The organism is Streptomyces sp. SudanB52_2052, from assembly GCF_964272415.1.
GTDB classification, from domain to species: Bacteria; Actinomycetota; Actinomycetes; order Streptomycetales; family Streptomycetaceae; genus Streptomyces; species Streptomyces olindensis.
On record NZ_OZ186796.1, the window covers coordinates 4,305,758 to 4,317,258 of the forward strand.

Genomic DNA, 11,501 nt, shown 5'->3' on the forward strand with positions numbered 1-11,501 from the left:
CCCTTCCGTCATCGCGCCATCGCGTCATCGCGTCACCATGGAAAGAGGCCGTACGGCATGACAGTGAACGCCACCGCAACCGCACCGAGTCGCTCGCCACGAACCCCGGCACGAATGACCCTCCACCACCCCGACCGGAGGTTCCGCTCCGCCCTGGCGACGGCCCGGCACGAACTCGTACTCGTCCGCTCAGGGGAGACGATGAGCCCGGTCGAACGGGAGGGGGAGCGGCTGCTGCTGTTGAACCTGCTGCGTCGCTGGGTACGGATATCGGTCATCTGGGAGGAGCGGCTCGCCGCCCTTCCCGACGTCCGCGCCTACGTGGAGTGGCAGGCCCGCTCGGGAATCCAGGTGCGCACCTCGGCCCAGGTCCCCCTCCCCATCTCGGTGGTCGACAACACCACGGCCGTGGTCGGCCCCCTGGCCGGCGGGGGGAGCGCCGGCCGGGACCGGGAGGAGAACACCACCGTTTCCGACTGCCCCGAGACCGTGAGCATGCTGCACTACCTCTTCCTGGGCTGTGGGACGAGGCGAAGCCGTTCTCGGTGAGCGTCCACCCCTCGCTGGAAAAGGGACACGCCCAGGAAGTCCTGCGCATGCTGGCCAACGGCTCCACCGACGAGCAGATCGCCCACCGCCTGGTGGTGTCGAAGCGCACGGTCAGCCGTACCGTCGCCCGGCTGCTGGACGAGATGAACGCGCGCAGCAGGTTCGAGGCCGGAGCCATCGCCGCCCGTCGTGGCTACCTGGGCGCGACGAAAAGGGCTTTCTGATCGCACACCCGGATCCGCCGGGATCCGGTTTGTGACAGCGCTCGTCGTCGAGCGGACAGAGAGCTTCAACCACTCCCTACCGGTAGGTAAGTCTGCCTCCGTGACGAGTCCGGGTGACGGCCTCCCCGGCACCGCGCGGGCAAGGTGTTCCGGCAGAAGACGGCATGCGAGAGAAGGGGCGTCGATGACGAGTCCGGAAGCACTGCTGATCTGCGGCAGTCCGAGTGTGGGGTCGCATTCCAGGGAGGCGGTCGCCACCGCCGCCGAGTGCCTGGCGGAGCTGGGCGTGACGAACCGGATCTGGGATCTGGCGACCCGGCCCTTGCCCATCCTGGACGCGGCCCGCCACGGCCGGGGCATGAACTACGCCGACCCGGCCGCGTGCGAACTCGTGGCGCTCGCGGACCGCGCCGATGTGCTCGTGCTCGCGTCCCCCATGTACCACGGCTCCTTCAGCGGAGCGATGAAGAACGCCCTGGACCACCTGGACACCCCGCATGTCCAGGGCAAGCCGGTCGGGGTCCTCGCGCACGGCGAGAACCTCTCCGCCACCCAGGTCTGCGACAGCCTGCGGGTGGTCGTACGCGCCCTGAAAGGACTGGCCGTCCCCGACCAGCTCGTCACCGTACCCACTGACTTCACCCGCACCCACGACGGTCGACGCAGGCTCACCTCACCGGCGGCACGAGCGCGGCTGACCGCCATGAGCCGCCAACTGATCGCCCTGTCGTCCATGTCCTCGGCCGCCGGCGCTCTCGCCCTGCACGGCAACTAAGGAGCAGGTCCCCGATGTCGACGCCAGCACAGACCGGCCGCCGCAGAGCCGACCGCAGCCACTTTCTCTACCTCGCCGTGATCGTCGCTGTCGTCATCGGCGTGACCCTCGGCCTCGTCGCTCCACAGGCGGCGAAGGAACTGAAACCGCTGGGTGCGGCGTTCGTCGCGCTGATCAAGATGATGATCTCGCCCATCATCTTCTGCACGATCGTGCTGGGCGTGGGCTCCGTCCGCAAGGCGGCCAAGGTCGGCGCGGTCGGCGGGCTGGCACTGGGCTACTTCATGGTGATGTCGACCGTCGCCCTCGCCATCGGACTGGTCGTCGGCAACCTCCTGGAACCCGGCCACGGGCTGCACCTGACGCAGGAGACCGCCGAGGTCGGCGCCGAGCAGGCGAAGGACGGCGGCGAGGGGACCGTCGAGTTCCTCCTCGGCATCATCCCCACCACCCTCGTCTCCGCCTTCACCGAGGACGACGTCCTCCAAACGCTGCTGGTCGCGCTGCTGTGCGGGTTCGCGCTCCAGGCGATGGGCTCGGCCGGGGAGCCGATCCTGCGGGGGATCGGACACATCCAGCGGTTGGTCTTCCGCATCCTGTCGATGATCATGTGGGCCGCTCCGGTCGGCGCGTTCGGCGCGATCGCCGCCGTGGTGGGCGAAACCGGCGTCGACGCCCTCACGTCCCTCGCCGTCATCATGACCGGCTTCTACGTCACCTGCGTCCTGTTCGTCTTCCTCGTGCTGGGCCCCCTCCTGAAGCTGTGCACCGGCGTCAGCATCTTCTCCCTGCTGAGGTACCTGGGCCGCGAGTTCCTGCTGATCCTCTCCACCTCTTCCTCCGAGACGGCGCTGCCGCGCCTGATCGCGAAGCTGGAGCACCTGGGCGTCTCGAAGCCCGTGGTCGGCATCACCGTCCCGACCGGCTACTCCTTCAACCTCGACGGCACGGCCATCTACCTCACGATGGCCTCGCTCTTCGTGGCCGAGGCCATGGGTGATCCGCTCTCCATCGGTCAGCAGATCTCCCTCCTGGCCTTCATGATCATCGCGTCCAAGGGCGCGGCGGGCGTCACCGGCGCCGGGCTCGCCACCCTCGCCGGCGGCCTCCAGTCCCACCGCCCCGAACTGGTCGAGGGCGTCGGCCTGATCGTCGGCATCGACCGCTTCATGAGCGAGGCCCGCGCCCTGACCAACTTCGCGGGCAACGCCGTCGCCACCGTTCTCGTCGGCACCTGGACCAAGGAGATCGACAAGGAGCGCGTCGGCCAGGTCCTCGAGGGCCGAATCCCCTTCGACGAGGCCACCTTCGTCGCGGACGTCCCCGAGAGCGACGACGGCGACACCGGACCGAGCAGGCAGTTGACCGCGAGCGCCCCTGCCAAGTGAGGCGACTGAGACGACCGTTCGACTGAGACGACTGTGGGAGCGACATGATGATCGACGAGATACCCAAGGTGTCCGCCTACGCCGCGCCGGACCGGGACTACCGTGTGCCGTACCTCCCGGTCGGGAGCAAGGTCGGAGCCGCGGAGCTCGAAGCGGTCTCCCAGGTCCTGCGTTCGGGCGCGACGCTGTCCGGTGGCGCCTGGCGGGCCCGGTTCGAGCAGGACTTCCGCTCCTACGTCGGCACCCCGCACGCCCTGAGCACCACGAGCGGCACCGTTTCCCTCGAACTCGCCATCCACCTGCTGGACCTGCGCCCGGGGGACGAAGTGGTCGTCACTCCGCAGACCTATCAGGCCACCCTTCAACCGCTGCTCCAGTACCCGCACATACGGGTCAGGTTCTGCGATGTCAGCCCGGACACGATGAACATGGACCCGGTCCGCCTGGAACAGCTGGTCAACCACCGGACCCGCGCCGTCATACTCGTCCACTACGGGGGCCTACCCGCCGACATGCAGACGATCATGGCCATCGCCCGTGCGCACGACGCCGTGGTCATCGAGGACTCCGCACACGCCATCGGCAGCTCCTACCGGGGCCGCCGCCCCGGCTCGCTCGGGGACATGGGCTGCTTCAGCTTCCACTCCAGCAAGAACATCACGACCCTCGGCGAGGGCGGCATGCTCACCCTCCACAACGACGAGTGGGCCGAGCGGGTCGAACGGCTCCGGGGGAACGAGACGGACGCACACTTCGTGCCCCACCGGCACCGCTTCGGTGACTCCGCCGAAGCCCTCCCCGGCGCCCTCTACCCCGGGAACGCCTACACCCACGACTGCGCCGCCCTGCTCCGGCACGGCACCAACGCCACGCTCTCCGAAGCCGCCGCGGCCGTCGGCTCCGTGCAACTGGCCGCCCTGCCCGAGCTGGTGGCACGCCGCCGGCTGATCGCCTCCCGTCTGCGCGAGGTGCTGGAGAACCACACCGACTGCGTCGAACTGCCCGTCGAACCGGCGGGGGCCGAGCAGTCGCACCACCTGTTCACCTTCTTCGTACGCGGACCACGGAAGATCGACAGGGACCGGTTGGTCAACGAGCTCCGCGAGTGCGGGGTGCAGATGATCCTCCGCTACTTCCCGCTCCACCTGACCCCGGAGTGGCGCGCCCGCAGCCACTACTACGGCGAGTGCCCGGTCGCCGAGCGGCTGTGGTTCCACGAGCAGGTCAACCTGCCCTGCCACCCCGGGCTCAGCGACAAGGAGATCGACGTGCTCTGCGACCTCCTGGACGACTCCCTGCGCACCGTACGCTGCGGCTGAGGCCCGCCCGCGCAGCCGAGGGCGCCCCGCACGACGCATCGCCCCCGTCCGTGAACGCCGCGACCGAAAGCAGAACCCGTGTTGAAGCTCCTCGACGCGACCACCATCAGGGACCTGACCTCGGTCTCCGACCTCGCCGCCGTCATCGGCGAGGCGTTCGTCCCGGCCCAGGACGGCAGTGACGGGTTCGTCCGCAGCGCTGTGCAGACCCCGGGGGGACAGCTGCTGTTCATGCCCGCCGCCCACGGGGCCACCCTCTCCGTCAAGCTGGTCAGCCTCTTCGACGGCGCCACCGCCCAGGGGCTGCCGAGCGTCCAGGGGCTCGCCGTGGTCTTCGACGCCCACTCCGGCCGGCCCCTCGCCCTGATGGACGCCACCGCCCTGACCGCACTGCGCACCGCCGCGGTGACCACCCTCGCGACCGACCTGCTGGCACGGCGGGATGCCCGCACCCTGGCCGTCATCGGCGCGGGCGTGCAGGGGCGGAGCCACCTGGAGGGCCTCGCGGGCATCCGCCTCTGGGACTCCGTCCGGCTCCACAGCCGGGACATGGACAGGGCTCGCCGGCTCGCCGAGTGGGCCCGGGGCGTCGGGATCGAGGTCGAGCTCCACGACAGCGTCGAGAGCGCCACCGAGGACGCCGACGTGATCTGCACGGTCACGTCCGCCGTCGCCCCCCTGTTCACCGACGCCTTCCGGCCCCGCCCGGGCGCGCACATCAGCGCGGTCGGAGCGTACGGCCCGGCCCGGCGCGAGCTGCCGTCGCGGCTGGTCGCGGACGCCTCGCTCTTCGTCGAGTCCACGGAAGCCGTGCTGCGCGAGGCGGGCGACATCCTGATCCCGATCGCGGAGGGCCTCCTGCCGCCCCGCCCGCCCATGACCGAGCTGTCGGCCGTCCTCTCCAAGGAGCACCCGGGCCGCACCTCCGCCGAGGAACTGACCCTCTTCGAATCCGTCGGCATCCCCACCGAGGACGCCCTCGTGTGCGACCTGCTCTACCGGCGCGCCGTGCAGGCCCGCGCGGGCCGGGACATCCCCTTCTGAACGGGCGTCCCGGCATGGCCGCAATGAGGACCCGTCCGATTGACATGCCTCGCGGCTCCACCATGATGGGCGAGGCATCGGTGATCACCGTTCCTGACGAGGAAGAGGCTGCGCATGGCATCGGCTCGTTCTCTGCTGCTGCTCGGTGGTGCGCTTCGGCCGACCGGCGCGCACTGCATGGAGCAGGCCGAGGAGCGCGGGCTGGACGTGATACTGGCCGACACCCGGGAGAATCTGAGCAAGGTCCCGGAACTCGTCGAACGCGCCGCCCGCACCGTGGAGTTGCCGTACGCGGATGTCGAGGCCACGGTCGCCTGGGCGATGCGGCAGAAGGAGGCGGGCCAGGAGTTCCTGGGCGTGTACGGAACCCGTGAGACGGCGGCCGAGTCCGTCGCGGCCGTCGCCGAGGCCCTGGGGCTCCCGGGCAACGGCCGGGCCGCCGTGCGGTGTATTCAGGACAAGTTCGCCTGCCGTGCCGCGCTCGCCGAGCGGGGCTTCCGGCAGCCGCCCGTGGCGCGTTGTTCCTCGGAGGAGGAGATACGCGCGTTCCTGGCCGCCCACCGGCCGGGACCGTGGATCGTCAAGCCGCCCACCGGCCGGGGCAGCGCCGGGGTGTCGCTGGTGCGCGACGAGAGCGACCTGGCGGCGGCCCTGGTCCATCTGGCCCGGGCGCGGCGGGAGCTGAGGGAGGAACTCGTCGGTCAGGGGATGGACATGGCTGCCGACGAGCCGACCGAGGCAGCTCTCGCGGGGGACGTCCTCGTCGAGGGATTCCAGACGGGTGAGGAGTTCAGCGCGGAGGGCGTCTTCGTCGACGGTGTGCCGCGGCTGCTGGCCGTCACGGCGAAGGTCACCACGGGCGCCCCGCACTTCATCGAACTCGGGCATGCGATGCCCGCGGACCTTCCGCCGGACGCGCAGGCCGACGTGGCGTCGACTCTGGAGCGGGCCCTGCCGGCCCTGGGGCTGTCCTGGGGCGTGTTCCACGTCGAGTTCTGGCTGGAGCGGGACGGCGGGATCGTGCTCGGCGAGGTGCATGTGCGCCCCGGCGGGGACTACATCCACGTCATGGCGCAGCACATCACGGACACGCAGATGCACGGGGCCGTCTTCGACCAGTTCCTGGGCAAGCCCGTGGACGTCTCGGGCTGGGGCGCCCGGCGCGCCGCCGCCATCCGGTTCCTGACGCCGCCCGCGGGGACCGTCACCGCCGTGGACGGCTGGGCGGAGGTCGCCGCCTCCCCGCATCTCCTCGCCGGGAAGCTCGCCCTCGAGGAGGGGAGCGAGACGGCGCCGCTGAAGTCCTCCTACGACCGTTCGTCCTTCGTCTGTGTCACCGGGGCGACGCTCCAGGAGGCCGTCGACACGGCGGAGCGGCTGGCCGCGAGCGTCAAGATCGAGGTCACCCCCGCTGCAGCAGCAGCGGACGGTCCTGGCGACTGTTTCTGACCTTGTCGTAAAGACCGCTCCGCAAGGCCTTGGTCACCGCCAAGGTGCGGTTGGTGCAGTTCAGTTTGGCGAGGATGTTGGCGACGAGACGCTTGGCGCCGTGCAGGGAGATGCCGAGCTGCCGCGCGATCTGCTTGTTGCTCAGTCCGTCGACGAGGAGGACCAGTGCCTCCTGCTCCCGTGGAGTCATCCGTACCAGGTGGTCCTGAGAATCCCTGGGGGCGCCCACGGCCAGGGACAACAGAGCGTGTATCAGATTTCCGGAAACCGGCACCTCACCCGCGAGCATCCGCTCGATCGCCCGGCAAAGGCCCTTCTCGGACAGTTCCGCGGTCGACAGACATCCGCTCACGGCAATGCCGGCCAGCCGTTCCCACGGGGCCCGTTGCGTGTCGTCCACCAGGACCAGGACCTTCGCTCCCGTGGCCGCGCACAGTGTCAGGGCGGATCGGTTCAAGCCATCGATTTCGTGCAGCGAGACGATCAGTACCGGATTTCTTTCCCGTACGACGTCCTCCACGATCTCCTCGATGTCCTGGGACTCGTACACCCGCGCCCGCCGGCTCGCACCGTTCAGGATCTGCTCGACGCGTAACCGGGTGAGCCTGTCTCGGAGTATGACGAAGATGCCTGCCAGATCCGTCTCATCAGTCGCCGTCGGCTGCACGGACATGGTTCTGACTTCTCCTTGGTGAGGACCAGAGGGGGGAGGGGGCCCTAGCGGGAGATCTCGACCTTCGCGACCGAGGGATCGTCCTCGGGAAGAGGAACACGGGCCGGCGGGCGGCCGAAGCGCCGGACACCGCCGAGCCCAGCGATCGCGCCGACCACCGTGGTGGACACGACCGGCGCTATGAACATCCTCTGAGTGCTCACCGAGTTCTCCTCGTCCCAGCGCAGACGACCAACGTAAGTGGGCTCTGTCAGCACTGTGTTCGGTCCGGCGTACCGGGACGTGAGATCTTCGTAAAAACTCTTCACCGTCGCTCTCCCCCGGGGAGAGGACGCATGAGCCGTCAGACGGACGGGGGCCGGACGCGCCGTAACACCGTCCCGGCCGCGGCCACGGCACCCACCGCGGCGAAGGCCACCCAGTACACGGTGGGCGAGAAGACACCCCGCACGTACTCGAAGAAGCCGCCGCCGAGGAGCATGCCCAGCCCCTCTCCCGAGGCGAGGGTGATCTGCTTGCCGGTGTAGACGGCGACGAAGCTGCCGGTCGACTCGTCCCGCGCCTTCGCGAACGCCGTGTCCACGGACGGCGCGAAGAGGATCTCGCCGAGCGTGAACGTCGCCACCGCCGCGTACGCCGCGACCGGGTCGCCCCCCGACAGGGCGAGCACCGCGAAGGCCGCCGCGAAGCATCCCATGCCGGTGCCGATCACCGTGGTCAGCGCGACCCCGCGGGCCTCCATGAGCCGTGCCACCCCCTTGGAAACGGGGATCTGGAGCACCACGATGATGATCGCGCTCATGGTGAAGTACGTGGCCACCTGGAGCTTGGAGCCCGCGGTGGCGAACAGGTACAGCGGCAGCGCCGAGTACATCTGGGCGTAGAGCACCCACCCGACGGTGGAGACCAGCACCGTACGGCGCAGGAACGGCGACGAGCGCAGCGCCGTCCAGTACTGCCGGAAGGAGAAGCGCTTACCGCCCCGCTCGAAGCCCTTGCCCTCCTTGCGCACGACGAACAGCATCGACAGGGCCGCCGCGTAGTACCCGGCGGCGATCACGACCATCAGCCGCCAGGGGGCGTCGGTGTCCAGCACGGCGGTGCCGATGAGCGGTCCGACCGCCGCCGCCAGGTTCAGCATGACGTTCAGCTTCGCGAAGGCCGTGACCTGGGCCGGGGAGCCGCTGGTCCACTCCGCGACGACCGACCGCACGACCAGGCCGTTGAGGCTCACGCCGGTGCCGCCCGCCGCGAGCAGCACGATGAGCGGCAGCACGGAGTGGGCGACCGACATGGTGAGGAAACAGCTGCCGGACAGCAGGTTGGCCAGCAGCAGCACCCTGACGCCCGACCTGCCCTCGAGCCACGGGCTCAACACGATCGAGCCGGCCCGGGAGGAGCAGCTGAACACCATCAGCGCCAGCCCGACGACCAGGCCGGACTGGTGCCAGCCGTCCCTGACGAGGACGGCCAGGACCGGGGTGAGCGACAGATACCCGGTGAAGGCGAGGACGTACTGGACCAGCAAGGGGCGTATCGCGCGGTTCAGCCGGCGATCGCGCTCCTCGGCGGGGGCCGTGGACGGTAAGGCCGGCCCGCCCTCCGGTTGTGCGCTCACTCGGACTCCCCGGAGAGCAGCCGGGCACGCCAGCGCGCGGCGATCTCCTCCTCCGTGGCACCGCCTTCGTACGCCGGTGAGACGAGCCGGTCGGCCTTCAGGACGCGGACCAGGACGGCTGAGTTGACACGCGCCGGGTCGGTGCCCCGCTCACGCGCGAAGCGCCGCACGATCCGGTCGTACGTCTCCCCTTGCGTGAACACCTGCCCCACCCCGCGGAAGCGGTAGCCCTTGCGGCGGACCGGGTCCACGACATTGATCTCCACCGCCGGGTTCGCGGCGAGGTTGGCGACCGTGCCCGGCGAGTGCAGATCCAGGAAGACCAGGTGCTCGTCGTCCCACACCTCGGTCGTTCCCTTGGGAGACAGGTTCGGGGTGCCGTCCGGGCGGACCGTGGCGACGAAGCCCAGCCCCTGGGCCGCGACCAGGCGGCGCATGTCGTCGTCGAGCATCGCTGTCGAGCTACCTCCGTGCCGAGACCAGTTCCGGTTCCACATCGTTCGGCGCCGAGAAGACCTGCAGCCGTGAGCCGATGTCCACAGGCTGCCGGCGCCTCGCCACGGATCCGTCGCGGACCGGTGTTCCCATATACAACCAGCCCAGCGCGCGCTCGTGTTCGTCCACGGACAGAAACCGCCGCATCGGCGCCGCGTCGGCCTGCTCGCCCGTCCGCCAGATGCTGCCGAAGCCACGCGCGTGCAGCAGCAGCATCAGCGACGTCACCATGCCGGTGGCGGCGGCCAGTTGTTCCCACTCGGGCACGCGGGAGCGGGGGTCCGGGGAGAGGACCAGCCCGGCGAGGAGCGGGGCACGGTGTGTCTTGGCGACCATCGACTCGACGCTCTTGCCGTTGCACTCGGCCATCACCTCGCCCAGCGCCCGCCGGTCGTCACCACTGACCAGCAGCCATCGCCACGGGCGCAACCGGCCGTGGTCGGGGGCGCACGACGCCGCCTTGAGCAGGTAGGTCAGCTCCTCCATGGAGGGGGACGGCTCGACCAGCCGATGCTCGCTGCGGCGGGTGAGCACAGCGGTCATCACGTCCATGAGGTTCCTTTCGCGTAGCGGTCCAGGACGCGGTCGGCCAGGGCGCCGGCGGCACCCGTGTACCGCGTCGGGTCGAGGAGCATGGGCAGCTCCGAGAGGTCCAGGTGGTCCTCGAGTCCGGGTGTCTCGGCCAGTAGGTCGCCGAGTGGACGCCCGGTTTCGGCCGAGGCCGCCGACACCCGGGTGAGCAGTTCGCGTGCGACGGCCTTGCCCAGGCGTGGAGCCAGCACCGCCGTCAGCCGCTCCGAGACGAGCTGGTTCCCGGTCAGTTCGAGGTTCTCCAGCATCCGCGCCGGGCGGGCCCGGAGGCCTTCGGCGAGCTCCACGGCAGTGTGTGCGGCGCCGCCGCACAGGCGCAGGCACTCGCGCAGCATCTGCCACTCGGCGTGCCACATCCCGGCGGACCGCTCGTCCTCCGTCGCCAGGCCCTGGGTGAGCCCCGCCGCGAGTACCGGCACCTGGAGGGCGGCCGAGCGGATCATGGTCGCGAGCACGGGGTTGCGCTTGTGCGGCATGGCCGAGGACGCTCCGCGGCCGGCGGCGGTCGGCTCCGCGACCTCGGCGATCTCGGTCCGCGCCAGCACCAGCACGTCGACGGCCAGCTTGCCGAGGGCACCCGTGACGAACGCCGTCACGGCGGCGATGTCCGCGACCGGTGTGCGCAGCGCGTGCCAGGGCAGGGTCGGGCGGTGACCGAGCCCCACCTCCTCGGCGAAGGCCCGGGCCAACTGCTCCACGTAGGCGCCGCCGTCCAGCGGACGCGCGTACTCCAGGTATCCGGCCAGGGTGCCCGCCGCGCCGCCGAGGGAGACGGGAAGTCCTGCGGTCAGCAGACTGTCGAGCCGTTCGCCGGCGTCCAGCACGAGCTCGAGCCAGCCCCCCGCCTTGAGGCCGAAGGTGGTCGGCACGGCATGCAGGGCGAGGGTGCGTCCGGTCATCGGGGTGTCGCGGTGCTGTTCTACGAGGGCGGCCAGGGCCGTCGCGATGCGCCCCAGGTCGGCGCGTACCAGCCGCAGGGACCGGTCGGCGACGATCATGGCGCCGGTGTCGAAGATGTCCTGGCTGGTGGACCCGCGATGGACGTAGTCGGCCGCCGTCGGTTCGATCGCCGCGACGACCGAGGTCAGGCTCTTGACCAGAGGGACCACGGGGTTGGCGGTCTCCCGTGCCGCGCGGGCGACGGCGACCAGGTCCGTGTCGCTGAAGTGCGAGCCCCGGACCGCTTCGGTGATCGCGCGGGCGGCCGTTGCGGGAACGGTGCCCAGCCTCGCCTGGGCCCGGGCCAGACCGGCCTCGGCCTCCAGCATGGCCCGCAGCCAGGCCTGGTCGCAGACGGCCTCCTCCACTGGGCAGCCCGCGCGGACCGGGGACAGCAGACCCACGTCCAAGCAGGCGCTCACCTCTTCAACCATGGC

General features: G+C 70.4%; 13 protein-coding genes. 7 read left to right on the forward strand and 6 right to left on the reverse strand.

Going from position 1 to position 11,501, the window contains the following annotated elements:
* The first annotated feature begins 114 nt into the window (after positions 1-114).
* The 7 genes from ACSUPV_RS18990 to ACSUPV_RS19020 all read left to right on the forward strand — a co-directional run bounded on the left by ACSUPV_RS18990 (position 115) and on the right by ACSUPV_RS19020 (position 6,748).
* A complete protein-coding gene (locus ACSUPV_RS18990; protein ID WP_436947884.1) occupies positions 115-549 on the forward strand; it encodes a hypothetical protein in 435 nt (144 codons plus the stop codon).
* Positions 546-773 (forward strand): response regulator transcription factor, encoded by a 228-nt coding sequence (locus ACSUPV_RS18995; protein WP_436947885.1) that lies wholly within the window; start codon positions 546-548, stop codon positions 771-773. Before ACSUPV_RS18990 ends, ACSUPV_RS18995 begins: the two co-directional genes overlap by 4 nt.
* Positions 774-957: 184 nt before the next feature.
* A complete protein-coding gene (locus ACSUPV_RS19000) occupies positions 958-1,548 on the forward strand; it encodes an NADPH-dependent FMN reductase (RefSeq protein WP_063740782.1) in 591 nt (196 codons plus the stop codon).
* Positions 1,549-1,562: 14 nt separating this feature from the next.
* Positions 1,563-2,936: a cation:dicarboxylate symporter family transporter gene (locus tag ACSUPV_RS19005; protein WP_382613592.1), complete on the forward strand. Its 1,374-nt coding sequence runs from the start codon at positions 1,563-1,565 to the stop codon at positions 2,934-2,936.
* 47 nt (positions 2,937-2,983) lie between these two features.
* Entirely contained in the window at positions 2,984-4,255 is a 1,272-nt protein-coding gene (locus ACSUPV_RS19010) for a DegT/DnrJ/EryC1/StrS family aminotransferase (protein ID WP_436947886.1), read from the forward strand.
* 78 nt (positions 4,256-4,333) lie between these two features.
* The gene (locus tag ACSUPV_RS19015; protein ID WP_436947887.1) at positions 4,334-5,299 is read left to right on the forward strand and encodes an ornithine cyclodeaminase family protein; all 966 of its coding nucleotides are present in this window, start codon (positions 4,334-4,336) and stop codon (positions 5,297-5,299) included.
* Between the two features lie 114 nt (positions 5,300-5,413).
* Positions 5,414-6,748: an ATP-grasp domain-containing protein gene (locus ACSUPV_RS19020; RefSeq protein ID WP_051648811.1), complete on the forward strand. Its 1,335-nt coding sequence runs from the start codon at positions 5,414-5,416 to the stop codon at positions 6,746-6,748.
* On the opposite strand, the gene ACSUPV_RS19025 is transcribed toward ACSUPV_RS19020, so the two are convergent.
* The 6 genes from ACSUPV_RS19025 to ACSUPV_RS19050 form a co-directional block, all read right to left on the reverse strand.
* The gene (locus tag ACSUPV_RS19025) at positions 6,702-7,421 is read right to left on the reverse strand and encodes a helix-turn-helix transcriptional regulator (protein WP_051648812.1); all 720 of its coding nucleotides are present in this window, start codon (positions 7,419-7,421) and stop codon (positions 6,702-6,704) included. The genes ACSUPV_RS19020 and ACSUPV_RS19025 overlap by 47 nt on opposite strands.
* 44 nt (positions 7,422-7,465) lie before the next feature.
* Positions 7,466-7,624, reverse strand: coding sequence for a hypothetical protein (locus tag ACSUPV_RS19030; protein WP_359785544.1), 159 nt, complete (start codon positions 7,622-7,624; stop codon positions 7,466-7,468).
* Between the two features lie 140 nt (positions 7,625-7,764).
* Positions 7,765-9,039 carry an MFS transporter gene (locus ACSUPV_RS19035; protein WP_359785547.1) on the reverse strand — a complete coding sequence of 425 codons (1,275 nt, stop codon included), beginning with the start codon at positions 9,037-9,039 and terminating at the stop codon, positions 7,765-7,767.
* Entirely contained in the window at positions 9,036-9,491 is a 456-nt protein-coding gene (locus tag ACSUPV_RS19040; RefSeq protein WP_031116795.1) for a pyridoxamine 5'-phosphate oxidase family protein, read from the reverse strand. The genes ACSUPV_RS19035 and ACSUPV_RS19040 overlap by 4 nt, the downstream gene beginning before the upstream one ends.
* A gap of 10 nt (positions 9,492-9,501) precedes the next feature.
* Positions 9,502-10,077 carry a nitroreductase family protein gene (locus ACSUPV_RS19045; RefSeq protein WP_382613581.1) on the reverse strand — a complete coding sequence of 192 codons (576 nt, stop codon included), beginning with the start codon at positions 10,075-10,077 and terminating at the stop codon, positions 9,502-9,504.
* Complete coding sequence (locus ACSUPV_RS19050; RefSeq protein ID WP_436947888.1) at positions 10,077-11,498, reverse strand: class-II fumarase/aspartase family protein; 1,422 nt, start codon at positions 11,496-11,498, stop codon at positions 10,077-10,079. Before ACSUPV_RS19050 ends, ACSUPV_RS19045 begins: the two co-directional genes overlap by 1 nt.
* Positions 11,499-11,501: the final 3 nt, after the last annotated feature.